The sequence below is a fragment of the Variovorax paradoxus B4 genome, from assembly GCF_000463015.1.
Taxonomy (GTDB): domain Bacteria; phylum Pseudomonadota; class Gammaproteobacteria; order Burkholderiales; family Burkholderiaceae_C; genus Variovorax; species Variovorax paradoxus_E.
Genome location: NC_022247.1, coordinates 2,945,990 through 2,969,505 on the forward strand (window position 1 = coordinate 2,945,990; position 23,516 = coordinate 2,969,505).

Here is a 23,516-nt window from a genome sequence, read left to right on the forward strand (position 1 = left end):
ATACTGTTTAAATGGAGTCGTGATCCGAACTGTGTATATCGAGTCAACCTTCACAAGGCTCTCCAGATGATCGAGTTCAGGCAGTTGCGTCAGTTCGTGGTGGTGGCGGAAGAGCTCAACTTCGGCCGTGCGGCGGAGAAGCTGCACATGTCTCAGCCGCCACTGAGCGTGGCCATACGCAACCTGGAACTGCAGGTGGGCACGCTGCCGATAGACCGCAGCCGGCACCATGTGCGCCTGACGCCGGCGGGCAAGGTTTTCCTGAAGGATGCGCAGCGCCTGCTGACACAGGCCCATGCGGCCACGGAACGCGCCCGGCGTGCCGCTCAGGGCGCCGAAGGCTCGCTCAGCCTGTCTTTCGTGCCAAGCGCCGCGCTCGACCTTCTGCCCGACATCTTCAAGCGGTTCCAGCGCGACTACCCGACGGTCCACCTGCAGGTGACCGCGGAGACCACCACCCGGCAGGTGGAGGCCCTGCGGCGAGCCGAGGTCGACCTGGCCCTGGTGGTCGGCCCGCTGCAGGACGTGCCGGACCTTGCCTTTGTCGATCTTCAGGCACAGGGTTTCGTCATTGCCGTTCCCCGCAGCCATGCCCTGGCAAAACACCGCTCCGTGAAGATCAAGGCCCTGGCGGCAGAGTCCTTCATCGCCTTTCCAGCGGCCGAGGGAGCGGGTTTCGTGGCGGCGCTGCTCAGTGCCTGCAAGGCCGCGGGCTTCTCGCCAAGGGTCGTCCAGGAAGCCTCCCAGATGCAGGCCGTGCTGACACTGGTCGCCGGCGGCCTGGGCATTGCCCTGGTGCCGGCCTCCATGCGCATGCTGGCCATGAAGGACGTGACCTTTCTCGACGTGGCCGAAACGCGTGCGCCGCCGACCTACCAACTGGCCTTCGCCTACAGCCGCACCAACGACAACCCTGTGATCCATTCTTTCCTGTCGGTGGCGAGCAAGGTCGTCTCGCACGCGCGCAGCACCTGAATCCCGGCGCAGCGCGCCGACCATGGTGATTCGATTCATGTATGGGTTCGGTACGCAGTCCGTATTGGACGTCATGACGCGCCGTTTGCATCATCTCGGCAAAGGCGCCGGGGAGCGCCGCCGGCGTCGCCCGCATCTGCCAACTGGAGCCCACGATGAAATTCATGAAGCTGTTCGCCGCCCCGGTGCTGCTGGCCGCAGTCGTCTTCGCCGTGCCGTCGTTCGCACAGACCTATCCTGCCCGCCCGATCACGCTCGTCGTTCCGTATCCGCCGGGAGGCTCGGCCGATATCCTTGCGCGCACTGTCGGAGAGCAGCTGGCGACGCGCCTTGGACAGCCTGTGATCGTGGAGAACAAGGCCGGTGCCGGCACCGCCATCGGCGCACGTTTCGTCGCAGATGCCAAGCCGGATGGCTACACCCTGCTCATGGGCACCGTCAGTTCCCAGGCGATCAATCCGGCCATGAGCAAGGTGGGCTACGACCCGATCAAGGGCTTTGCAGTCGTCAGTGCACTGGCATCGATTCCCTTCGTGCTGGTGGCCCATCCCGCGGCTCCCTACAACAATGTGTCGGAGCTGATCGCCGCCGGCAGGAGCAGTCCCGGCACGATCGGCTTTGCCTCGGCCGGGCCCGGAACCTCCAACCACCTGGCGGGCGAGATGCTCGCGAACGCCGCGCATATCCAGCTGCTGCACGTGCCGTATCGCGGCAGTGCGCCTGCGCTTGCGGATGTGCTGGCCGGGCATGTCCCCGTGATGTTCGACCTGCAGACCACCGCCATCCCCAACCTCAAGGCCCGGACGGTCAAGGCGCTGGCCGTGACAAGTCTGCGTCGCAGCCCGTTGCTTCCCGACGTGCCCACGGTGGCGGAGAGTGGCTTGCCGGACTTCGAAGTCAGCGCCTGGTTCGGCCTGTTTGCACCCGCCAAGGTCCCGCAGCTTGTGCTCAGGCAGCTGTCCGAGGCAATGGCCGACGTCCTGCAGGCTCCCGCCATGGTGCAGCGCCTGCGGGAAATCGGCACAGAGCCGGATACCCGCAACGCCGCGCAGTTCGCCAGCTACACGGCAGCGGAAGCCGGCAAATACGCGCTCATCGTGAAATCAGCGGGCCTCGCACCCTGATGCGGCCCATGCCCCGACGCGAGCAAGAAAGCGCTCGGCAGCACGGAGTTCACTGGCGGCGATCCACTCGTTGGGCTGATGGGCCTGCGCAATGGCACCAGGCCCGCAGACCAGGGAGGGGATGCCCGCCTGCTGGAAGAAGCCGGCCTCGGTGCCGAACGGGATCTCGCCCGGCGGCCACAGCGCGCCCAAAGTCCTGGCCATGTTTACGGCAGCCGCACTGCCGCTCTCCGCGCAGAGTGCCGGCACTCCGGCCAGCTGCGTCATCTCGACGGCCACGTCGGCTGGAACAACCGCCAGCAGCCGTTCGAGCTCGTCCCTCACCACCGCAGCACTCGCTTCGTCCGGCGGACGGAACTCCCACAGCAGTTCGCAGCATCCGGGAACGATGTTGATCGCAGTCCCCCCGTTGATGCAGCCGACATTGAAGGTCGTGCGATTGCCCTGCCGCACAAGCGTGCGTGCGAGGCTTGCCAGCTGCGCGACCAGCAAGGCGGCCGGTTCGATCGCATTGATGCCCAGCGCCGGATCGCTGGAATGGGCCGGCCGGCCGCAGAAGGTGATCCGATGGCCGAAGAAGCCCCGATGGGCCAGCCCGACGTGCATCTGGGTCGGTTCGCCGACGATGGCAAGCGCCGGTGACGGAACATGGTCGCGCATCCCCGCGATCAGGCGCGGAACGCCGAAGCACCCCACCTCCTCGTCGTAGGAAAGCGCGAGGTGGATCGGGCGGCGCAGATCGAGGCGGCGCCACGATGGCACCGCGGCGAGGCACGCCGCGATGAAGCCCTTCATGTCAGCGGCTCCCCGGCCATGGAACCGGCCCTCGCACTCGACGAGCATGAAGGGGTCTGAATCCCAGGCCTGGCCGTCAACGGGAACCACGTCGGTGTGCCCGGACAGAACGATGCCGCCCGGCGCCCGCGGGCCGATGCTGGCCAGCAGGTTGGCCTTCGCGCCGTCGTCGCTGTGGATCAGCCGTGCCTCGACGCCATGGCCCTCCAGGTATCCGGCCACCCAGTGGATGAGCGCCAGGTTGGATCGATGGGACGTCGTATCGAAGCCGACCAGAATGCGCAGGAGTTCGACCGTGTCCATGGCGTGATTCCGATGGGATCAGGAAGGGGAAGGATCGGACGCTGTCGCCGGGCGCCTGGCCGGACGAAAGGTCGTGACGAAGAAGCCGAGCAGGATCAGCGCAATGCCTGCGACGTGAAAGCTGCGCACGGGCTCCCGCAGAACCAGGAACGCCAGGAGCGCGGTGAACAGCGCGACGAGGTGAAAGGACACGCCAGTCACCGTCGCGCCCAGGGTCGCAACGCAGCGGCTCCACAGGATGAACGCGAACAGCGAAGCAAAGATTCCAATGTAGAGGACCGCGCCCATCGAAGCGGCATCCGTCGGAATGCGTGCGCCGCGCGCGAGCTCCAATATCCAGAACGGCATCAGCACGACAAGTCCGGCGGCCATGGTCGCGGCCAGAAACACCAGCGGACTGATCGCTGCGGGCTTTCGTCGCAGGAGAACGGAATACACCGCATAGTTGGAGACGGCCAGCAGCACCAGAAGCTCACCGCCTCCCAACCGCAACGCCACGAGGCTGGCGAGTTCCCCGCGCGCCACGATCCAGGTCACGCCGATGAACGAGATGGCGATGCCGGCCAGCGTCCTCCAGGTGATGCGCTCGACGCCGAGGACCACTGCGGCGAGCGGAACCATGAGCGGCAGCGTCGAGTTGAGAAAGGCAACGCTGGTGGCAGGCACCGTCTGCAAGGCCAGGTACCCCAGCGCGTTGTAGCCGGCGATGCCGAAGGCGCCGCAAAGCGCGATCAACCGCCAGTGCCGCGCAAGCAGCGCCCGCTCCCGCCAGGCCTGCAGCCCGACGAATGGCACCAGGGCCGCAAGCGCCACGACCCAGCGGCCGACCGCAAGGGACACCGGGGGAAAGACGGGGCCGAGCGCGCGGCCCAGCACGAGGTTGCCAGCCCAGAAGGCCGGTGGCACCCACAGAAGCCAGTCGGGATGCGCCCAGAGGGCGAGGAACGACTTGCGCATCTACAAGCCCTGCAGTCCGATGCGCACGCGACGGTTGGAGCGGCCCTTGTTCTCGATCTTGAGAATCCGGATCGGACGCGAGGCACCCGTCGATTGAAGGTGCGTTCCCCCGCATGCCTGCCGGTCGAGCCCGGCGATCTCGACGATGCGAACGAGGCCTTCCGCCGAAGGCGGCGGAGCCACCGAGCGGGAGCGCAGCAGTCCCTGCTCGCCGTGGGCCTCGGTGACCGAAACGTAGCTTGTCTCGACGGCCAGATCCTGTGCGACCACATCGTTCAATTCGGCTTCGAGTGCCCGCAGGCGGTCGTTGTCGGCACCCGGCAGGTCGAAGTCGATGCGTGCCGTACCGTCCTCGTTCATCTGGACGCCGGTCACCAGGGCACCGTCGAAGTCCCTGAAGACGAGCGCGTTCAGCACGTGCAGGTCCGTGTGAAGCTCCCGCATGAGCTGCCGGAAAACCGGGTCGACCTCCACCTGGACTTCGCCGGTGATCTCGGTGTTGCTCGGAAGCTGGATCCATGCGAGGCCGCCTTCTTCGGAGAACCCGGCGACGGGTGTTTCCCCGCCCTGCCATCGGACGATGCCCCGGTCCGGCAGCTGCCCGCCCCCGCCGGGATAGAGAGGGTGTCGGGAAAGAAGGACGGCGCCGGGCCGTGATTTCAGAACTCGGGCATCCAGCTTCAGGATGCCGGGGTTGTCCTGGCAGAAGAGTCGTGTCATGGGTGGCCTTGCTGATGGATGCCAGCATGGCAGGACGCCCCGAAATGCTATTGGTCAGAATTGACGTCAGCCGTCTTTTCAGTTCGTCAGCGCACGCACGTATTGAAGTGGCGTCATGCCGAAGGTGCGCTTGAAGTGCTTGTTCAGGGCGCTCTGGTCATAGAAGCCTGACGCGAGCGCGGCATCGGCGACGGACTGGCCCGCATGGAGCTGCCGTATGGCGGCTCTCAGGCGCAATTGGGTCAGGTAGGTGTGCGGGGTCAATCCGATCGATCGGTTGAACATGCCGATCAACTGGAATGTCGTCAGGTCGGCGACCTGGCCCAGCTGCTCGAGGGTCAGGCGCTCTGCATGGCAGTCGCGCATCAGTTCCAGCACGGGTGCGAGCAGGCGCGCATCTGCCGGCGCGACGGGCACGCGTTGTCCTGCCTGCGCATGCCTTCCGAACAATGCGCCGAAGCTGCGTACGAGCAACTCCTGGTGAAGCAGCGGGTCCGGCTCGCCGTCCAGGGCGCGATGGAGTGCCAGGAAGCGTGCGACGAGATCCGGATCGCGAAAGACATTCGCCGTGAAATGCCGAGGCTGATCGATCCCCAGCGATGTCAGAACGTCCTTGATGCCCGGTTCGGCCAGGTAGAAAGACCGGTACCGCCAACGCTTGCTGCCACCCATGCGGCCCGAGTGAGGTTCGCAAGGATTGAAGACGAGAAGCGCCTGCTCGTGGGCAATGTCCGTACGGCCGCGGCTCCTGAACTCCGAGCCGCCCACTTCCGTGACCGCGACCACGAGGGAGTCATGGACGTGGGGCGCGTAGTCGTGCGTTGTGAAATCGGCATGGAGCAAGTCCAGGCCCGGCACGCCGGGTGCATGCCAGTACCGCGAGGTGTTGCGAGGATCGGAACGGGCCAACGGGCATCCTTTCGCACGAAGGGCGGCGGCGCTTGCGGCCGCCGGATCAGATGCAATTAGATCGCAAGCGGCGCGTGACGCGTCACCGCTGCCTGCAGCCGATAGTGGACTGACCCACGCACCTGAACTATCCTGCCGCAGGTCCGCCGGTTCAGCATGATGACTTCACCCCCGCCCGTCAGCTCGCCCCTTCAGACGGCGATCGACGAGATCGTCGACGCCGCCGCAAAGGCCGATTGCTTTGATCGCGTCGCCGCGGTGCTGCGCGACATCACCGTCCGCTTCCACGCGCTCGGCGAGCTGGTCCACGAGGCAAGCGACGACGAAGTCCTGCTGTGCGCGAACGACACGCTGACGATCTATCACATCACCCTCACGCCAGGCCTGCAGTACCCGCCTCACAATCATCTGATGGACGCCCTCATCGGCATCTACCGGGGCAAAGAGACGAACTTCATCTACCCGCTGTCCGAGGGCCGGCTGCAGGTTCCGGAGCGGCGTGAAGCCATCGCGCCCGAAGTGGTTCACCTGCCTCCCGATACCGTGCACGCGGTGGCGAACCCGGGCACGGCGCGCTCGGGCGCATTGCATGTGTACCTCGGCAATCTGCTGCACACCAAGAGGCAGATGTGGCGCTTCGCGGGAGATCGGCCCGACGTGTTCGACAACGACCGGTATCTGGTCGAGGCGCGCCCCATCGAGCCGTGATGTCCCTGCCGGGATTGATCAACAGGTCCCCAACGTCCACAGGGTCAAGGGCTTGGCCATGATCGACAGGAGGCGGAACATGGGCACCATGTCTCGCCAAGAGAGAACCCGCCCTTGCTCCAGCGGTGCGCCGGTTCCCACTCACGATACCTGGAGCACCTGATGCCGACCCGACGCTATGCCATTCTTGAAGCGCCCTCCACGCTCGGCCTGGCGACCGAGGGCGTGGAGCACCTGCCCGACCGGCTGCTGGAACTCGGACTCGCAGACCGCATCCATGCGCGCCGTGCCGGGCCAATGGCCGTTCCGCCGAAAGACCCGAAGCCCGATCCAGCCACCCTGGTGCTGAATGCCGGCGCGATCGCGTCGTGGTCGCCCATGCTCGCCGATGCCGTGGAGAAGGTACTGGATGGGGACGAATTCCCGATAGTGCTGGGCGGCGACTGCACGATCGTGCTGGGCTCGATGCTCGCGCTGCGCCGGCGCGGCCGCTACGGCCTGTTCTTCATCGACGGCAATGCCGATTTCTTCCAGCCCGAAGCCGAGCCCAACAGCGAAGGCGCGTCCATGGACCTAGCCCTTGTCACCGGCCACGGGCCGGCACTGCTGACCGACCTGGAGGGCCGCCGTCCGCTGGTGCGGCCCGAGGACACCGTCGCCTTCGCATTCCGCGACCACGAAGACCAGGCCCAATTCGGCAGCCAGCCTTTGCCGGCAGAGCTCATGGCCTGCGATCTCCCCACCATCCGCCGCCTGGGCGTCGAAGCCGCAACTCGTGCGGCCATTGACCACCTGACGCGGGCCGAGCTCGACGGCTTCTTCATCCATCTGGACGCCGATTGCCTCGACGATGCCATCATGCCGGCAGTCGATTTCCGCGTACCAGGAGGGCTGTCATGGGACGAACTGTCGACGGCGCTCCGGCTCATCCTGGCGAGCGAAAAGGCGGTCGGCCTCGAGGTCACCATCTACAACCCGCGCCTCGACGAGGATGGCAGCGCCGGCAGCGGCCTTGCTGCGGTGCTGGCCGCAGGGCTGGGCACTGCCGCTCCTGCTTGATCAGGCGGGCCCTGTCGGCGCACCAGTCGCATCAGTCCTTGGCATTGCCGCGCGACGTAGTGCAACATCCGGCGCGCCACGCTACCAACACCGCGCCAGAAATCGTCGATCGCTTCGTGGCGCAACACCGCCGCATGGGCCTTGGCCCGCTCGATCAACCGTTCGTCGTCGCACCGGCTCGGATCGGTGTTGTTCATGGTGTGTTCCCTTCCATTGCTCGCAGTGCAGCCACTCTAGGAACCGTTCGGACGCGGCGAAACAGGGCGTGGCGCAAAGCGCCTTTGCGCTGCGCGCAAGGCTGGTTGGCTACCATCGTGCGCATGCGGGAACTGCACCTTGACGATTTGTACCTGTTCACGCGCGTGGCGTTGTGCGGCACGCTGTCGGCCGTCGCGCGCGAGCGTGACGTGCCCGTGAGTCAGATCTCGCGCACGCTGGCGCGCATTGAAAAGGCCTGCGGCGCGCGGCTCATCCACCGCTCAACGCACGGGCTGTCGCTCACTGCCGAGGGGCAGACCTTCCAGGTCCACTGCGAGCGCATGCTCGAAACGCTCGACGAGCTCGAGGGCGAATTCGCCGGTAGCGCGGCCGAGATCGGCGGGCTGGTGCGGGTCACGGCCAGCACCGTGCTGGCGCAGTACCAGCTCGTACCCAGCCTCGGCGGGCTGCATGCGCGGCATCCGCGCCTGCGCGTCGAACTCGTCGTGGGCGATCAGATGCTCGATCTTGCGCGCAACGGCATCGACATCGCGGTGCGCACCGCGAGTGCCGAGAACCCGCTGCCCGACGCCGTGGTGGCGCGCCGCATCGGCACGCTGACGCGCGCGCTCTACGCGGCGCCGTCCTACCTGGCCGCGGCAGGGCAGCCCGAGCGGCCTGAGGATCTGAGTGCGCACCGGCTCGTCACGAACGGCCTCGTGACGCCGCTCAACCGCTGGCCCTTCGTGGTCGATCGCAAGCCGCAGCTGATCGTGGCCGAGGGGCACTGGCGCACCAACGACACCAACTTGGCGGCCTCGATGGTTCTGCAGGGACTGGGCATCGGGCGGCTCGCGACGCTGGTAGGCGATCCCTTGGTGCAGCAGAAGCTGCTGGTGCCGGTGCTGGCGGAGTTCGTCGATGCGCGCAACGAGGTGCCGGTGTTCGCAGTCACCGCGCGCGAGCGCCACCGCCTGCCGAAGATCAAGGCCTGCATCGACTACTGGGCCGAGTGGCTGGGCGGCGCGGCCTGGCTTCAGTAAAACGGTGGCCGCCCTTTGTCCACGAGGCAGGATCGCATCGAAATTTGCGATCCCGATTCATCATCAGTCGAGCTTGACCAAGTCCTTGAAGATCAGCTGACCCCAGCTATTTCCGCGCGCCTGCACAAGCAGTCCACCTTCCGAAAGCCCGCCAAGCTTGATCGGTGAGAAACCGAGGTTTTCCGCAAGCGCACCAATCTCCGCTGTGGCGCCGTCATCGTCGCTCGCCAAGAATACGACTCTCCTGCCGCCATGAACGGCCGGGTCTTGCTCAAGGACAGTGGCGGCCAAATGGTTGAAACCCTTGACCAGCCGTCCGCCAGTGAAGGCCTGCGCGACGGCCTTGGAAGAAGGCTGACCTCCCAGTTCCTCAGGGGACACGCCGTAGGCATTGGTCACGTCGATGATGGTCTTTCCCGTCCAGGTCGACAGCGCCTTCGCCACATCCCGGTGCGACTCGAAACGCACAGCCAGAAAGACGATGTCCGCCTTGACCGCTTCCGTCAGCGCTTTGGGAATAATCTCGGGTCCGATCGCGGCCGCAGCGGCTGCAAAGCTTTCCGGGTCGCGCGTGGTTGCAGCGGATACCTCGATGCCGCTTCGGGCAAATGCCTTGGCCAGGGCCTGGCCGATGTTGCCGAAGCCGATGATTGCGTAGCTCATGAATTTTCCTTTTTGGTTTTCGCGTCAGATTTGCGCCAGGCCGCCGTCGACGGCAACCTCGCTGGCGGTCATGAAGCTGCTGTCCTGTGACGCGAGAAAGGCGGCCACCGCTCCGATCTCCGCCGGATCGGCCATGCGCTGGAGTGGATTCATCGAGGCGAAGGCCTTCATGCCCTCCTCGCCCAGCGCCGCCTTCGCGAGTTCGGTCGCTGTCGGCCCGGGTGACAACACGTTGACCCGGATGCCGGTGCCTTTCAGGTCCTCCGCCCAGGTCCGCGCGAGGTTACGCACCGCCGCCTTGCTTGCGCTGTAGGTGCTGAAGGCCGGGGCGCCCGTGGTGCCGGCGCTCGAACCGGTCAGGATGATCGAGCCGCCCTTGCCCATCAGCGGCAGCGCCTTCTGGACCGTGAAGATCGATCCCTTCACATTGGTGTCGAAGATTTCGTCGATGTGCTCGGCGGTGATCTTGCCGAGCGCAAGCTGGCTTCCCGCCCCGGCATTGGCAAAGACGATGTCGAGGGTTCCGCGCTCGGCCTTCACCGCCGCGTAGAGCCGGTCGAGGTCGGCCTCATCCGAGACCGAGCCCTTCACGGCGCGGGCATTGGGCCCGAGATCGGCCACGGCGGCGTCGAGCGCTTCCTGCCGGCGGCCGAAGATGAAGACGAAGGCGCCCTCCTCGATGAAGCGCTTTGCCGCGGCGCGGCCGATGCCGGTAGCGCCGCCGGTGATCACGGCGGTCTTTCCATTCAGTCTGGTCATGTCATGGGATCCATAGTTGGAGTTGCACGGAAGCAGGGAACTGCTTGAGAACAAGTATGGAGTTCTGATAACCTAAGGACAAGTATGCACTTTTTGGTAAGTATAAAAAAATGACGACACCTTCTTCTCATCCAACCTGCGGTACCGGCGGCTTCTCCTGCGGGCTCGACGCCACGCTGCGCATCATCTCGGGCAAGTGGAAACCGCTGATCCTGTTTTTTCTGCGCGACGGCCCGAGGCGCTACGGCGAGCTCAAGCGCTTGATCGAGGGCGTCAGCGACAAGGTGCTGATCCAGCATTTGAAGGATCTGGAGGCCGATCGCGTGCTGGCGCGGACCGACTACAAGGAGGTGCCGCCGCGCGTGGACTACGCGCTGACTCCGCTGGGTCGCAGCCTGGCCGACGCGATCGTCCCGCTGTGCACCTGGGGAACCGAGCACATGGCGGAGGTGGCAAGCATCTTCGCCAAGCGCGAAACTTTGCCCTAGCGGGATGCTGAAGAGCCGCTGTCAGAAACCGAGCGCTCTTGCCGGCCGTCGATCACGGCCGGGTCGACGGCCACTGGCGAGCGGTATGCACCAAGGTCAAGATCCAGACGGTATCGGCCCGCACCTCATAGACCAGCCGATAGCTCTCGTGTGGGATCAACTCACGGGCGCCCGGGATCTGTCCTGCCCGTCCTAGCAGGGGGTGCTCGGCCAACCGGCCGACGGCCGCCGAGAAAGTCTCATCCATGCGGATGGCGGCGAGCGGGTTGTCCTGGGCGATGAAGTCGACGATGTCGGCGCGGTCTTGTTCGGCGGACAGGGTCCACAGGACCCTCACGCGTCAGCGCCGTCGGCTTTGGCTCGTAGCGCGACGCGACGGGCAGCAAAGCGAGCCTCGACCTCGGCATCACTGGCATATTGACCGGATGCGATCTGCGCACGCGCCGTGTCGACCTTGGCACGCAGGAAGGCGTCGTACTCACGGGCCTGCCGTTGACGCTCGATGAACTCACGCATCAGTTCGCGCACCACCTGCGACGCCGGGCGGTGGCTGGCCTCGGCCTCGGCCATGAAGGCGTCGCGCAGCTCCGGTTCCAGCTTCATGGTGAACATGGCTTCTTTGGACATGGCCGGCTCTAGAAACATTGATCCCAACGAAGTATATACAACGTCAATACTTTTTGCCGCGCTGCCGCCGCTCAGAGTGCGCGGCTTCTCGCACACGCCGGTGCGCCACTCATTCGCGCAGGCCGGCACATAGCCCGCCTCCAGCGCCAGCACGCAGCCTCGTCCTTCACTCCCACTCGATCGTCGCCGGCGGCTTGCTGCTCACGTCGTAAGTCACCCGATTGATCCCGCGCACTTCATTGATGATGCGCCCCGACACTTTCTTGAGCAGGGCATACGGCAGCTCGGCCCAGTCGGCGGTCATGAAGTCGCTGGTCTGCACGGCGCGCAGCGCCACCACGTAGTCGTAGGTGCGGCCGTCGCCCATCACGCCCACGCTCTTCACGGGCAGGAACACGGTAAACGCCTGGCTCGTGAGGTCGTACCAGCTCTTGCCGGACTCGTCCTTGAAGTTGCGCAGCTCCTCGATGAAGATCGCGTCGGCGCGGCGCAGCAGGTCGGCGTATTCCTTCTTCACTTCGCCAAGAATCCGCACGCCCAGGCCCGGGCCGGGGAACGGATGGCGGTACACCATCTCGGGCGGCAGGCCGAGCGCCACGCCGAGTTCGCGCACTTCGTCCTTGAACAGGTCGCGCAGCGGTTCGAGCAGCTTGAGGCCGAGCTGCTCGGGCAGGCCGCCCACGTTGTGATGGCTCTTGATCGTGACTGCCTTCTTGCTCTTGGCGCCCCCCGATTCAATGACGTCCGGGTAGATGGTGCCTTGCGCCAGGAAGGTGGCCCCCTTGTGTCCTCCGTCGCCCGCCTTGAGCTTGGCTGCTTCCTGCTTGAACACGGTCACGAACTCGCCGCCGATGATCTTGCGCTTGGCTTCGGGGTCGCTCACGCCCGCGAGCTTGCCGAGGAACAGGTCACTCGCGTCGACGCGGATCACCTTCGCGTGCAGCTTGCCTTCGAACATCTCCATGACCATGTCGCCTTCGTTCAGGCGCAGCAGGCCGTGGTCGACGAACACGCAGGTAAGCTGGTCGCCGATGGCGCGGTGAATGAGCGCGGCAGCCACGCTCGAATCGACGCCGCCCGAGAGGCCGAGGATGACTTCCTCATCGCCCACCTGCTCGCGGATCTTTGCCACGGCTTCGGCGATGTGGTCGCGCATGACCCAGTCGGGCTTCGCCTCGCAGATGCCGAGCACGAAGCGCTCGAGGATCGCCTTGCCCTGCTGCGTGTGCGTGACTTCGGGGTGGAACTGCAGCGCATAGTAGCGTCGTGCCTCGTCGGCCATGCCGGCGATGGGACAGCTGTCCGTGCTGGCCATGAGCTTGAAGCCGGGCGGCAGCTCGGTGACCTTGTCGCCATGGCTCATCCACACGTTGAGCATGCCGTGGCCTTCGGGCGTGGTGAAGTCGGCGATGTCTTTCAACAGCGCCGTGTGGCCATGCGCACGCACGGACGCGAAACCGAACTCGCGCTTGTGGCCGCCCTCGACCTTGCCGCCGAGCTGGTGCGCCATGGTCTGCATGCCGTAGCAGATGCCCAGCACCGGCACGCCGAGGTCGAACACGGCCTGCGGGGCCTTGTCGGTGGTTTCTTCGTACACGCTCGCGTGGCTGCCCGAGAGGATCACGCCCTTCAGGTGGCCATCGGCGGCGTATTCGCGCACCCATTCGTCGGTGACGTCGCAGGGATGCACTTCGCTGAGCACGTGCGCCTCGCGCACGCGGCGTGCAATGAGCTGGGTGACTTGCGAGCCGAAATCGAGGATGAGGATCTTGTCGTGTTGCATGAAAGAAGACTCGGTCAGAGCGTTGAAATGTCGAACAGCTTCACGCCCGCCTTGGGCGCTGCCTGGATGAGTTGCTCGTCGAAGGTGGCGAGCGGGAGACTGAGCGAGCGCGCGAGCCAGAGGTAGCCCGCGTCGTAGAGCGACACGCCGGCGTCGATGGCCACGGCCAGCACGGCCTTGTGCTGCGCGGGTGCGAGCTCGTGCAGTTCGACGCGGTGGCGGATGGCGTCGAGCACGCTCCAGAGCCCTTCGACCGCGGACGTTGGAATGCGGCCGCTGCGCACGCCGTTGGCAAGGATGTTGGCGCACTCCCACTGCCAGGCGTTGGGCGCCTGCGGCTCCACCTCGTCGCGGCGGATGGCGGCGTAGAGCTTGCGGGTGTGTTCGCTGGCCTGGTCGGGCAAGAGCCAGGCGGCGGTGACGGAGGCGTCCATGACGAAGGCTGTCACGATTGGCGCCCTTCGTCGAGCAATGCGCGCACCGATCGGCCGGGCTGGATGGCGGCGTGCAGTGCGTCGATCTGGCCGAGTTCGCGCTCGATCTGCTCGTCGGTGATGACCGGCTTGCGCCGCACCGGCAGCATGCGCACGACTTCCTTGCCGTGGCGGGTGATGCGAACCTCCTCGCCCTTTTCGACCAGGTCGATCAGGGCCGAGAAGTTGTTCTTGGCTTCAGCGATGCCGATGGATTGCATTTGGGCCAGAAAATTTGAATCTGGCCCAAATTCTAATACCAATCTGGCCTTATTTTCAAGGTCTGGCCAGATCGGACCTGCTCATCACTTACTCGGCGCGATAGTTCGGCGCTTCCTTGGTGATCTGCACGTCGTGAACGTGGCTTTCGCGGATGCCGGCCGTGGTGATCTCGACGAACTCGGCCTTGTTCTTCATGTCTTCGATGGTGGCGCAGCCGCAGTAGCCCATGCTCGCGCGCAAGCCGCCCGACATCTGGTAGACGATCGACACCATCGAGCCCTTGTACGGCACGCGGCCTTCGATGCCCTCGGGCACCAGCTTGTCGGCGTTGGGATTGCCGGTGGTGGATTCCTGGAAATAGCGGTCGGCACTGCCCTGCTGCATGGCGCCGATGGAGCCCATGCCGCGGTAGCTCTTGTAGCTACGGCCCTGGAACAGCACGATCTCGCCGGGCGCCTCTTCGGTGCCCGCGAACATTCCGCCCATCATCACGGTGCTGGCGCCCGCGGCAATGGCCTTGGCGATGTCGCCCGAATAGCGGATGCCGCCATCGGCGATCAGCGGAATGCCGGTGCCCTGCAGCGCGGTGGCCACGTTGTCGACCGCCATGATCTGCGGCACGCCCACACCCGCCACGATGCGCGTGGTGCAGATCGATCCGGGGCCGATGCCGACCTTGACCGCGTCGGCACCCACGTCAGCCAATGCACGCGCCGCATCGCCGGTCGCGATGTTGCCGCCGACCACGTCGACCTGCGGGTAGTTCCTTTTGACCCAGCGCACGCGCTCGATCACGCCGGCGCTGTGGCCATGCGCGGTGTCGACCACGATCGCATCGACGCCGGCCTTCACCAGCGCCTCGACACGCTCCTCGGTGCCCTCGCCCACGCCGACCGCCGCACCCACGCGCAGCCGGCCCGAGGGGTCGCGCGCGGCGTTGGGAAAGCTGGTCTGCTTGGTGATGTCCTTGACGGTGATCAGGCCCTTGAGCTCCCATGCGCTGTTGATGACGAGCAGGCGTTCGAGCTTGTGCTTGTTGAGCAGCGCCTTGGCCTCGGCCAGCGTGGTGCCGTCGGGCACGGTGATGAGCTTGTCGCGCGGCGTCATGATCTCGCTCACCGGCACGTCGTAGCGGTTCTCGAAGCGCAGGTCGCGCCCCGTGACGATGCCGACCACCTTGCCGCCGTCGAGCACCGGGAAGCCCGAGATGCCGAGTTCGTCGGACAGCTGCATGACCTGCAGCACGGTGTGCGTGGGGGTGATCACCACGGGATCGCGCAGCACGCCCGATTCGTAGCGCTTCACCTTGGCCACCTGCGCGGCCTGCTCGGCGGCGGTGAAGTTCTTGTGAACGATGCCGATGCCGCCTTCCTGTGCGATGGCGATCGCGAGGCGTGCTTCGGTCACCGTATCCATCGCGGCGGAGACCAGCGGCAGATTCAGCGTGATGTTGCGGGAGAAACGGGTGGCGAGGGAGGTGTCCTTGGGCAGGACCTGGGAGAACGCTGGCACCAACAACACGTCGTCGAAGGTGAGCGCTTTGCCGAGAAGGCGCATGGGTGAAGCTCCAAAAGACGGATTGTAGCGACCGTCGGTACTTACCCGCCCCGCCGGGGGCTTCAGCCGGCCCCGGCCGGGCCGGCAAGGCGGCGAAAACGTAGCCAATTCCCAACTCGCCGACAACGAAAGCCGGGCCCGTCCATGTTGCAAAACGTAAGGCGACGCTAAACTCACTGCATGAAATTCGCGCATTGGCTCGTACTGGGATGTGTTTGCCTGCTGCCGCTGTCGGCCAGCGCGCAATGGCAATGGATCGACAAGAACGGCAAGAAGGTCTTCAGCGACCAGGCGCCGCCGCCGGACGTGCCGGAAAAGAACATCCTGCGCCGTTCGGGCTCGCCGCCGCCTCGAGGCGGTTCGGCGCCGGCCGCTGCCGAAGCCGACGCGCCCGACGTGGCGGCCCCCAAGGCCGCGGCCGCGCCCAAACCCGCGGCCGTCGACAAGGAACTCGAGGAAAAGACCAAGAAGGCGCAGGCGGAAGAAAAAGCCAAGCAGGCCGCCGAGGCAGAGAAAAACGCCAAGGCCAAGGCCGACAACTGCGACCGCGCGCGCCAGGGCAAAGCCACGTTCGACAGCGGCATCCGCGTGGCCAAGATCAACGCCAAGGGCGAGCGCGAAATCATGGACGACGCGGCCCGGGCCGCCGAGCAGAAGCGCCTTCAGTCGATCATCGAAAGCGACTGCAAGTAAGCAGCCCGCCGGCTCAGTAGCCGGCCTTGCCGCCCTTGCGGCGGTTCGCAAAGAGACCGGTACCGCGCGCACCCTGGCGCTGGAAGCGCTCGCGGCGTGCCACCTTCGGATCGACGGCCAGGGGCCGGCACAGTTCGACGCGGTCGCCGTCCTCGAGCGGCTGGTCCCAGCCGACTTCCCTGCCCCAGATTCCCGGCGTCATGGACTGGCGCCAATCCAGCTGCGGGAAGCGCTGCGAAAGACCGCTGGCCTTCACGGCGTCGTCCACGGTGGCCTTGGGCGCCAGCCGCAGGACCTGCTCGAACACCTCGCGCGGTGCGGGCGAGCAGCTCAGCGTGACTTCGATCATCAGGATGTGCCGTAGACCTGTTCGGCGCGCTTGACGAAGGCTTCGACCAGGCTGGAGGCCACGGTGTCGAACACCGGCCCCACCAGCGCCTGCAATGCGAAGTTGCTGAAGCCGTAGCTCATGTGCAGTTCGACGCGGCAGGCGCGCTCGCCGGGTTCGCCCACGGGCACGAATTTCCAGATGCCGTCAAGGTTGGAGAATGGCCCATCGACCAGTTTGAGGTGCACCTCGCGCCCCGGCACGTGGGTGTTGCGGGTGGTGAAACTCTGGTGAAGGCCGGCGAAGGCCAGGCCCACTTCGGCGGTCATGCCGGCCTCGTCTTCCTCGATGACCCTGGACTTGTCGCACCAGGGCAGGAACTGCGGATACTTCTCCACGTCGGTGACGAGCGCGTACATCTCTTCGGCGCTGTACCAGATGAGGACGGACTTGTTGACGGTTTTCATAGAATCGGGACAGCGTGCGCGACGGATTGTATTGAAGCCATGCGCCCCCACCTTCCCGAGCCATGGCCACCAAGAAACAAGATACCTCCTCCCGCATTGCCGACAACAAGAAGGCCGCGTACAACTATTTCTTCGAAGAACGCTTCGAGGCCGGCATCGTCCTCGAAGGCTGGGAAGTCAAATCCCTGCGCGAAGGCAAGGTCCAGCTGACCGACGGCTACGTGGTGATCCGCGACGGCGAGCTCTTTGTCGTGGGCCTGCAGATCAACCCGCTCAAGAGCGCGTCGACCCACATCAACCCTGATTCCATCCGTACCAAGAAGCTGCTGCTGCACAAGGAAGAGATCCGCCGCCTGGTCGGCAAGGTCGAACAAAAGGGCTACACGCTGGTGCCGCTCAACCTGCACTGGAAGGCGGGCAAGGTCAAATGCGAAATTGCGCTGGCCAAGGGCAAGGCCGAGCACGACAAGCGCGACACCATCAAGGACCGCGAAGGCAAGCGCGAGGTCGAGCGCGCGATGAAGAGCCGCAGCCGCTAGTTCTTTTTTGCGCGGCATGGAATAAAACGCCGATTGCAGGCGTTTGTGCGGTGTCATCGGATCGTCGGTGCCACCAACCTCAGGAGTCTTCCATGTCGCCTTTTCGCCTTTCCTCCGCCGGCATTGCCGCCGCGCTGCTCGCCGGCCTGTCCGCGCTTCCCGCATTCGCCCAGCCCAAGGCCGCCGACGGGGCGCTGGTCGGCCCGAACGGCATGACGCTCTACACCTTCGACAAGGACACGGCCGGCAGCGGCAAGTCGGCATGCAATGGCGGCTGCGCGGCCAACTGGCCGCCCTTCATGGCCACCGACAGCGACAAGCCGGCCGCCGACTTCACCATCGTCACGCGCGACGACGGCAAGAAGCAATGGGCCGCCAAGGGCCGGCCGCTCTACTACTGGTCCAAGGACACCAAGCCGGGCGACAAGACGGGCGATGGCGTCGGCGGTGCCTGGAAAACCGCCAAGCCCTGATTCTCGCGCGCGCTCCCGCTCCCCATGGACGCCCGCCTGCTGGCCGACCAGATTCCGAGCCTGCGCCGCTATGCGCGCGCGCTCACGGGCAATGCCTGGGCGGCCGACGACCTGGTGCAGGACACGCTCGAGCGGGCCTGCAGCAAATGGCGGCTCTGGGTGGTGGGCAGCGATCTGCGCGCATGGCTGTTCACGGTCATGCACAACATCTTCGCGAGCCAGCTGCGGCGCACGCCGCCGCCGCACAGCGTCGTGCCGCTGGACGACGCTGCGCAGGAAGTGCACGGCGGCGTCGATCCGGGCCGCGACCCCGGCATGGGCCTCGACCTGCAGCGCTGCCTGATGCAACTGCCCGAGGAACAACGGGCCGTGCTGCTGCTGGTGACGCTCGAAGACCTCTCCTATGCCGAGGTGGCCAAGGTGCTCGGCATCCCCGCCGGCACCGTGATGTCGCGCCTGTCGCGCGCCCGCGCCCGGCTGCAAGAGCTGATGGACGGCGCCTCGGCGCCGAATCGCCCCGGCCTGCGCCGCCTCAAGTGAAACCTGCCGCTGAATCATGAATCGCCCCGCTCCGCCCCCCACCGACGACGAGTTGCATGCCCTCGTCGATGGCCAGCTGGCACCGGACCGCCGGTCCGCGGTCGAAGACGCCGTGGCGCACGACCCGGCCGTTGCGGCGCGGGTGGCGGCCTGGCGCGTCCAGCGAGACGCGCTGCGCCGGCTGCACGGCGATCTGCTCGACGAGCCCGTTCCCGCCCCCTTGATGAGCGCGCTCGATCGCAACCAGCCCCGCCGGGCCCGGCAAGGCAGCTGGATGCGATGGGGCGGCATGGCGGCCGGCGTGCTGATTGCCTTTGCCGCCGGCTGGCTCGGCAATGCCCAATGGTCGATGCGCGCGCCGCCGGCCCAAGTTGCCAAGGCGCCTGCCATGCGCGAATTCGTGCACGACGCGTCCATTGCGCACGCCGTCTATGCGCCCGAGAAAAGGCATCCGGTCGAAGTGGCCGCTACCGAGCAGCAGCACCTCGTGCAATGGCTGTCCAAGCGCCTCGACAGGCCGCTCAAGGTACCGGACCTGACGGCCATGGGCTACACGCTCGTCGGCGGCCGCCTCTTGCCCGGGGAAAGCGGCGCACGCGCCCAGTTCATGTTCGAGGACACCGCCGGCGAGCGCGTGACGCTCTACATCGGCACCCTCGACAGCCGCGCTGCCGCCGGCGCGGCCGCAGCGCGCGAAACAGCCTTCCGTTTCGCGTCCGAAGGGCCCGTGCCAAGCTTCTATTGGGTCGACCAGGGCTTCGGCTATGCCGTTGCCGGCAAGCTACCGCGTGATGTTTTGCTGAAACTGGCGACGCTCGCCTACCGCGATTTGTCCTAAGCCCGGCATAAACTGCCGGGTCGCGCAACCACCTGGCTTGTTTTCGCGATTTTTCAACTGAAGGAGAAACTGCATGAAATTGCTCAGCGCCTCGATCCTCGCGGCGGCATTGCTCGCCGGCTGCGGCGGCATGTCCAACAAGACCGCCAGCGCACCCGACACCCCCACCCGTACCGCCGATGGCGTGCTGGTCGGCCCGAATGGCATGACGCTGTACACCTTCGCCCGCGATACGGCCGGTGCAGGCACCTCCGCCTGCAATGCCCAGTGCGCCGCCAACTGGCCGCCGCTCCCGGTGGCCGAAACGGCCAAGCCGATGGGTGGCTACACCATCATCATGCGCGAAGACGGCAAGAAGCAATGGGCCTACAAGGGCTGGCCGCTCTACTACTGGACGAAGGACAGCAAGCCGGGCGACAAGACCGGCGACGGCGTCCTGAACGGCGCCTGGAAGGTTGCCCGCCCCTGATCCCGTGACCGCCTGATCACGAAGGCCCCGGCAGATGTCGGGGCCTTTTTCTTTTCGGCTCGCTGGCGCAGCTCAGTGCGCGCTGGGAAGCGCGGTGTCGGCCACGGTGGCGCGGCGTCCGCGCAGTGCCAGCAGCTCGTTGAACACCAGCGCGCCGATGACCAGGGCACCGCCGGTCAGCACGCTCGCAGCCGGCTCCTCGCCCGCGCCGATCCAGGCCAGCGCGATGCCGAAGATCACTTCGAGCAGCGCGAGCAGCGCCACCTCGGGCGCCTTGAGCACCTGTGCGCACAGCACCGCCAGCACGCAGGGAATGGCCAGCTGGAAAACGCCCAGGAAAGCGAGCAGGCCGAGGTCGTGCGCATTCGCCTGGAACGGCAAGGCAAAGGGCAACGTGAGCAGCGCGCTGAGCGCCGCGCCAATCAGCACCGCAGGAACCAGGTCGATGTCATGCCCCTTGGCACGCGCATGCTGAACCACCGTCCAGTTGGTGGCGCCCGCCAGCGGCACGCACAGCGCCACCAGCGTTCCGAGCAGCGATCCGCCCGCGGCCCCGCCCTGCACCAGTTGCGTGCCGTACATCCAGGCAATGCCGAGGCCTGCCACCACGATGGCCACCCAGGTCCGCACGGGCAGGCGATGAGCAATGAAGACGCGCGCGGCAAGCGCGGTGAGCAGCGGCCCGAGAGACATCGTGACCAGCACGCTGGCCGTGGAAGCCAGCGTGAGCGCCACCATGAAGGCCGTGAACATCACGGTCCAGCAGACGCCCGAGATCCAGAGCTCGCGCCCACCCGAGCGGATCTGCGAAAACACCGCCCGGCCCCGCCAAAGCGGCAAGATCACCAGCAGCGCAAGCATCGTGAAGAAGCTGCGCCAGAAGGTGATCTCGAAACTGTGCGCCTGCGCCAGATGCCGTGTGACGACGCCCGCCGTGGCCCACATCAGGGTCACGGCGACCATGAGCCACACAGCCCCGCCGTGTGTCAGGCGCAGCAGCATGGGCGGATGGCGATCAGCTCGCCATTTCGCGGCTGGCCCGCTTGCGCTCGTTTTCCTTGAGGAAACGCTTGCGCAGGCGCACGCTCTTGGGCGTGATTTCGACCAGTTCGTCGTCCTCGATGAATTCCACGCCGTATTCCAGCGTGAGTTCGATCGGCGGCGTGATCTTGATCGCGTCTTCCTTGCCCGAGACGCGGAAGTTGGTCAGCTGCTTGGTGCGCGTGGCGTTCACCACCAGGTCGTTGTCGCGGCTGTGGATGCCCACGATCATGCCTTCGTACACCGGGTCGTTCGCCTTGACGAACATGCGGCCGCGGTCGTCGAGCTTGCCCAGGGCGTAGGTAAAGATCTCACCGTCGTCCATGGAAATCAGCACGCCGTTCTTGCGGCTGCCGATGTCGCCCTTGTGCGGCTCGTAGCTGTCGAAGATGTTGCTGATGAGGCCCGAGCCGCGCGTCAGGTTCAGGAATTCGTTGGTGAAGCCGATCAGGCCACGCGCCGGAATGCGGTACTCGAGGCGCACGCGGCCGCGGCCGTCCGGTTCCATGTTGACCAGCTCGCCCTTGCGCTCGCCCAGTGCCTGCATCACGCCGCCCTGGTGCTGCTCTTCGATGTCGGCCGTCACGAGTTCGATCGGCTCGTGCTTCTCGCCGTTGACCGTGCGGAACACCACGCGCGGCTTCGACACGGCCATTTCGTAGCCTTCGCGGCGCATGTTTTCCAAGAGGATGGTCAGGTGCAGTTCGCCGCGCCCCATCACCTCGAAGATGCCTTCCTCGTCGGTTTCGTTCACGCGCAGCGCCACGTTGTGCTGCAGTTCCTTCTGCAGGCGGTCCCAGATCTGGCGGCTGGTGACGAACTTGCCTTCGCGGCCGGCCAGCGGGCTGGTGTTGACGCAGAAGTTCATGGTCAGCGTCGGTTCGTCGACCTTGAGCATCGGCAGCGGCGCCGGGTTGGCCGGGTCGGTCACGGTCACGCCAATGCCGATGTCGGCAATGCCGTTGATCAGCACGATCTCACCCGGGCCGGCTTCCGTCGCCTGCACGCGGTCCAGGCCCTGGAAGGTCAGCACCTGGTTGACGCGGCCCTTGATCGACTTGCCGTCCGGTCCTTCCATCACCAGCACGTCGGTCATGGGCTTGAGCGTGCCCTGGCTGATGCGGCCCACGCCGATGCGGCCGACGAAGGTCGAGAAATCGAGTGCGGAGATCTGCAGCTGCAGCGGTGCATCGGGATCGCCCTTCTGCGCCGGCACGTGCTTCAGGATGGTGTTGAACAGGGCCGACATATCGGGGCCCCACTGCTCGCCGGGTGCACCCTCTTCGAGCGACGACCAGCCGTTGATGCCCGAGGCGTAGACCACGGGAAAGTCGAGCTGCTCGTCAGTGGCGCCGAGCTTGTCGAACAGGTCGAAGGCGGCGTTCACCACCTTGTCGGGGTTGGCACCCGGCTTGTCGACCTTGTTCACGACCAGGATCGGCTTGAGGCCGAGGGCCAGCGCCTTCTTGGTCACGAAGCGCGTCTGCGGCATCGGGCCTTCCTGGGCGTCGATCAGCAGCACCACGCCATCGACCATCGACAGCGCGCGTTCCACCTCGCCGCCGAAGTCCGCGTGGCCGGGGGTGTCGACGATGTTGATGTGCGTGCCTTCCCAGGTCACGGCGCAGTTCTTGGCCAGGATCGTGATGCCACGCTCTTTTTCGATGGCGTTGTTGTCCATCACCGTGTCGACGACTTTCTCGTGCTCGGCGAAGGTGCCCGACTGGCGCAGCAATTGGTCGACCATCGTGGTCTTGCCATGGTCGACGTGGGCAATGATGGCGATATTGCGGATTTGCTTGGTACTCATGGTGTCGCTTCGGTCTGTTGTGCGTTCAAAAGAATTTGCTGGATTTCGATGGGGTTCAGCAAGCGCCCCGGGATCAGTTCGCCGGCGCTCACATGGGCGGTGCCCAGGAACGCCTGCGGGTCGGTGCCGAACACGGCCACCGCTTCGGCATCGGCCCAGCCGCCACGGCGGCGCAGGCCTGAAAGAAAGCGTGCCGCATCTTCGGCGGCGAGCGTGACGCGGCTGTGGCCTTCGACCAGCGCTTCGGCAGGCAACAGGCGTGCCAGGCGCTCGTCTTCGGTCATGGCTTCGAGCGCTTCGATCGTGACGCACTCCGCCTCGCCGAAACCGCCCGTGGCTGTGCGACGCAGGAACGTCAGGTGCGCGCCGCATCCCAGTGCCTCGCCGATGTCCTCGCCCAGCGTGCGAATGTAGGTGCCCTTGCTCACGCACGCAACGATGCGGATGCGGGAGTCGTCCAGCTGCGTCAGCGCGAGCTTGTGAATGACGACATCGCGCGGCGCCCGCTCGATCTCGATGCCTTCGCGCGCGTACTCGTACAGCGCCTTGCCGTCCTTCTTGAGCGCGCTGTGCATCGGCGGAACCTGGCGGATCGGGCCGGTGAACTGCGCTTCGACGCGGGCCAGGTCTTCAGGCGAGACCTGCACCGGGCGCTCGGCAATCACCTCGCCCTCGGCATCGCCGGTGGCGGTCTTGATGCCAAGGCGGGCCGTGGCCTCGTAGGTCTTGTCGGCATCGAGGTGCAGCTGGCTGAACTTGGTGGCCGCGCCAAAGCACAGCGGCAGCACGCCGGTGGCCAGCGGATCGAGCGTGCCGGTGTGGCCCGCTTTTTCGGCGCGCAGCAACCACTTGGCCTTCTGCAAGGCCTGGTTGCTGGAGAGTCCCAGCGGCTTGTCGAGCAACAACACCCCATGCACAGGGCGCCGCTGCACCCTTGTGCGTGGCGCATTCATCG

Annotated in this window: 29 protein-coding genes; 12 read left to right on the forward strand and 17 right to left on the reverse strand. The window is 65.9% G+C overall.

What is annotated here, in order from left to right:
* Positions 1–66: 66 nt before the first annotated feature.
* Together VAPA_RS13680 and VAPA_RS13685 are read left to right on the forward strand one after the other, a co-directional pair.
* Positions 67–975, forward strand: a complete 909-nt coding sequence (locus VAPA_RS13680; RefSeq protein WP_021007370.1) for a LysR family transcriptional regulator — start codon at positions 67–69, stop codon at positions 973–975.
* Between the two features lie 155 nt (positions 976–1,130).
* The gene (locus VAPA_RS13685; RefSeq protein ID WP_021007371.1) at positions 1,131–2,099 is read left to right on the forward strand and encodes a Bug family tripartite tricarboxylate transporter substrate binding protein; all 969 of its coding nucleotides are present in this window, start codon (positions 1,131–1,133) and stop codon (positions 2,097–2,099) included.
* On the opposite strand, the gene argE is transcribed toward VAPA_RS13685, so the two are convergent.
* The 4 genes from argE to VAPA_RS13705 all read right to left on the reverse strand — a co-directional run bounded on the left by argE (position 2,079) and on the right by VAPA_RS13705 (position 5,783).
* Positions 2,079–3,197 (reverse strand): acetylornithine deacetylase, encoded by a 1,119-nt coding sequence (argE, locus tag VAPA_RS13690; RefSeq protein ID WP_021007372.1) that lies wholly within the window; start codon positions 3,195–3,197, stop codon positions 2,079–2,081. The genes VAPA_RS13685 and argE overlap by 21 nt on opposite strands.
* 18 nt (positions 3,198–3,215) lie before the next feature.
* Positions 3,216–4,154 carry a DMT family transporter gene (locus VAPA_RS13695; protein ID WP_021007373.1) on the reverse strand — a complete coding sequence of 313 codons (939 nt, stop codon included), beginning with the start codon at positions 4,152–4,154 and terminating at the stop codon, positions 3,216–3,218.
* Positions 4,155–4,874, reverse strand: a complete 720-nt coding sequence (locus VAPA_RS13700) for an alanyl-tRNA editing protein (RefSeq protein ID WP_021007374.1) — start codon at positions 4,872–4,874, stop codon at positions 4,155–4,157.
* A 78-nt stretch (positions 4,875–4,952) separates the two neighbouring features.
* Complete coding sequence (locus tag VAPA_RS13705) at positions 4,953–5,783, reverse strand: helix-turn-helix transcriptional regulator (protein WP_021007375.1); 831 nt, start codon at positions 5,781–5,783, stop codon at positions 4,953–4,955.
* A gap of 159 nt (positions 5,784–5,942) precedes the next feature.
* Between VAPA_RS13705 and VAPA_RS13710 the strand changes: the two genes are divergently transcribed.
* The 3 genes from VAPA_RS13710 to VAPA_RS13720 all read left to right on the forward strand — a co-directional run bounded on the left by VAPA_RS13710 (position 5,943) and on the right by VAPA_RS13720 (position 8,791).
* Entirely contained in the window at positions 5,943–6,491 is a 549-nt protein-coding gene (locus tag VAPA_RS13710) for an autotransporter (protein WP_041946453.1), read from the forward strand.
* Between the two features lie 162 nt (positions 6,492–6,653).
* A complete protein-coding gene (locus tag VAPA_RS13715; RefSeq protein ID WP_021007377.1) occupies positions 6,654–7,550 on the forward strand; it encodes an arginase family protein in 897 nt (298 codons plus the stop codon).
* Positions 7,551–7,870: 320 nt separating this feature from the next.
* Entirely contained in the window at positions 7,871–8,791 is a 921-nt protein-coding gene (locus tag VAPA_RS13720; protein WP_021007378.1) for a LysR family transcriptional regulator, read from the forward strand.
* A gap of 63 nt (positions 8,792–8,854) precedes the next feature.
* Here VAPA_RS13720 and VAPA_RS13725 read toward each other — a convergent pair whose 3' ends face one another.
* Both VAPA_RS13725 and VAPA_RS13730 read right to left on the reverse strand, forming a co-directional pair.
* Positions 8,855–9,454 carry an NADPH-dependent F420 reductase gene (locus VAPA_RS13725; RefSeq protein WP_021007379.1) on the reverse strand — a complete coding sequence of 200 codons (600 nt, stop codon included), beginning with the start codon at positions 9,452–9,454 and terminating at the stop codon, positions 8,855–8,857.
* 24 nt (positions 9,455–9,478) lie between these two features.
* The gene (locus VAPA_RS13730) at positions 9,479–10,213 is read right to left on the reverse strand and encodes an SDR family NAD(P)-dependent oxidoreductase (protein ID WP_021007380.1); all 735 of its coding nucleotides are present in this window, start codon (positions 10,211–10,213) and stop codon (positions 9,479–9,481) included.
* Between the two features lie 110 nt (positions 10,214–10,323).
* Between VAPA_RS13730 and VAPA_RS13735 the strand changes: the two genes are divergently transcribed.
* Positions 10,324–10,701, forward strand: a complete 378-nt coding sequence (locus VAPA_RS13735; protein WP_021007381.1) for a winged helix-turn-helix transcriptional regulator — start codon at positions 10,324–10,326, stop codon at positions 10,699–10,701.
* A gap of 52 nt (positions 10,702–10,753) precedes the next feature.
* Here the strand turns inward: VAPA_RS13735 and VAPA_RS13740 are convergent, their stop codons facing one another.
* From VAPA_RS13740 to guaB, 6 genes are all read right to left on the reverse strand, one after another.
* On the reverse strand, positions 10,754–11,038 hold the full coding sequence (locus VAPA_RS13740) for a type II toxin-antitoxin system RelE/ParE family toxin (protein ID WP_021007382.1): 285 nt from the start codon (positions 11,036–11,038) through the stop codon (positions 10,754–10,756).
* Positions 11,035–11,481, reverse strand: coding sequence for a hypothetical protein (locus VAPA_RS13745; protein WP_461552108.1), 447 nt, complete (start codon positions 11,479–11,481; stop codon positions 11,035–11,037). The genes VAPA_RS13740 and VAPA_RS13745 overlap by 4 nt, the downstream gene beginning before the upstream one ends.
* A gap of 13 nt (positions 11,482–11,494) precedes the next feature.
* Positions 11,495–13,111, reverse strand: coding sequence for a glutamine-hydrolyzing GMP synthase (guaA, locus tag VAPA_RS13750; RefSeq protein ID WP_021007384.1), 1,617 nt, complete (start codon positions 13,109–13,111; stop codon positions 11,495–11,497).
* Positions 13,112–13,125: 14 nt separating this feature from the next.
* On the reverse strand, positions 13,126–13,545 hold the full coding sequence (locus VAPA_RS13755) for a type II toxin-antitoxin system VapC family toxin (protein ID WP_041946111.1): 420 nt from the start codon (positions 13,543–13,545) through the stop codon (positions 13,126–13,128).
* A gap of 11 nt (positions 13,546–13,556) precedes the next feature.
* Complete coding sequence (locus tag VAPA_RS13760) at positions 13,557–13,805, reverse strand: type II toxin-antitoxin system Phd/YefM family antitoxin (RefSeq protein ID WP_021007386.1); 249 nt, start codon at positions 13,803–13,805, stop codon at positions 13,557–13,559.
* 88 nt (positions 13,806–13,893) lie between these two features.
* Positions 13,894–15,363 carry an IMP dehydrogenase gene (gene guaB, locus VAPA_RS13765; protein WP_021007387.1) on the reverse strand — a complete coding sequence of 490 codons (1,470 nt, stop codon included), beginning with the start codon at positions 15,361–15,363 and terminating at the stop codon, positions 13,894–13,896.
* Between the two features lie 180 nt (positions 15,364–15,543).
* Here guaB and VAPA_RS13770 point away from each other — a divergent pair, with 180 nt between their 5' ends.
* Entirely contained in the window at positions 15,544–16,056 is a 513-nt protein-coding gene (locus VAPA_RS13770; RefSeq protein ID WP_021007388.1) for a DUF4124 domain-containing protein, read from the forward strand.
* Between the two features lie 13 nt (positions 16,057–16,069).
* Here the strand turns inward: VAPA_RS13770 and VAPA_RS13775 are convergent, their stop codons facing one another.
* Complete coding sequence (locus VAPA_RS13775) at positions 16,070–16,405, reverse strand: RnfH family protein (protein WP_021007389.1); 336 nt, start codon at positions 16,403–16,405, stop codon at positions 16,070–16,072.
* Positions 16,405–16,851, reverse strand: coding sequence for a type II toxin-antitoxin system RatA family toxin (locus VAPA_RS13780; protein WP_021007390.1), 447 nt, complete (start codon positions 16,849–16,851; stop codon positions 16,405–16,407). The genes VAPA_RS13775 and VAPA_RS13780 overlap by 1 nt, the downstream gene beginning before the upstream one ends.
* 62 nt (positions 16,852–16,913) lie before the next feature.
* Here VAPA_RS13780 and smpB point away from each other — a divergent pair, with 62 nt between their 5' ends.
* The 5 genes from smpB to VAPA_RS13805 all read left to right on the forward strand — a co-directional run bounded on the left by smpB (position 16,914) and on the right by VAPA_RS13805 (position 19,710).
* Entirely contained in the window at positions 16,914–17,390 is a 477-nt protein-coding gene (gene smpB, locus VAPA_RS13785) for an SsrA-binding protein SmpB (protein WP_021007391.1), read from the forward strand.
* Between the two features lie 92 nt (positions 17,391–17,482).
* Entirely contained in the window at positions 17,483–17,863 is a 381-nt protein-coding gene (locus tag VAPA_RS13790) for a COG4315 family predicted lipoprotein (protein ID WP_021007392.1), read from the forward strand.
* 24 nt (positions 17,864–17,887) lie between these two features.
* Entirely contained in the window at positions 17,888–18,403 is a 516-nt protein-coding gene (locus VAPA_RS13795) for a sigma-70 family RNA polymerase sigma factor (RefSeq protein WP_021007393.1), read from the forward strand.
* 16 nt (positions 18,404–18,419) lie between these two features.
* Positions 18,420–19,241 (forward strand): anti-sigma factor family protein, encoded by an 822-nt coding sequence (locus VAPA_RS13800; RefSeq protein WP_021007394.1) that lies wholly within the window; start codon positions 18,420–18,422, stop codon positions 19,239–19,241.
* 73 nt (positions 19,242–19,314) lie between these two features.
* Complete coding sequence (locus VAPA_RS13805; RefSeq protein ID WP_021007395.1) at positions 19,315–19,710, forward strand: COG4315 family predicted lipoprotein; 396 nt, start codon at positions 19,315–19,317, stop codon at positions 19,708–19,710.
* Positions 19,711–19,782: 72 nt separating this feature from the next.
* Here the strand turns inward: VAPA_RS13805 and VAPA_RS13810 are convergent, their stop codons facing one another.
* Genes VAPA_RS13810 through truB form a run of 3 tightly spaced genes read right to left on the reverse strand, consistent with a single transcriptional unit; the run spans position 19,783 to position 23,514 of the window.
* The gene (locus tag VAPA_RS13810) at positions 19,783–20,712 is read right to left on the reverse strand and encodes a DMT family transporter (RefSeq protein WP_021007396.1); all 930 of its coding nucleotides are present in this window, start codon (positions 20,710–20,712) and stop codon (positions 19,783–19,785) included.
* A gap of 13 nt (positions 20,713–20,725) precedes the next feature.
* Positions 20,726–22,561 (reverse strand): translational GTPase TypA, encoded by a 1,836-nt coding sequence (typA, locus tag VAPA_RS13815; protein ID WP_021007397.1) that lies wholly within the window; start codon positions 22,559–22,561, stop codon positions 20,726–20,728.
* Complete coding sequence (gene truB, locus VAPA_RS13820; protein WP_021007398.1) at positions 22,558–23,514, reverse strand: tRNA pseudouridine(55) synthase TruB; 957 nt, start codon at positions 23,512–23,514, stop codon at positions 22,558–22,560. The genes typA and truB overlap by 4 nt, the downstream gene beginning before the upstream one ends.
* Between the last annotated feature and the right edge of the window lie 2 nt (positions 23,515–23,516).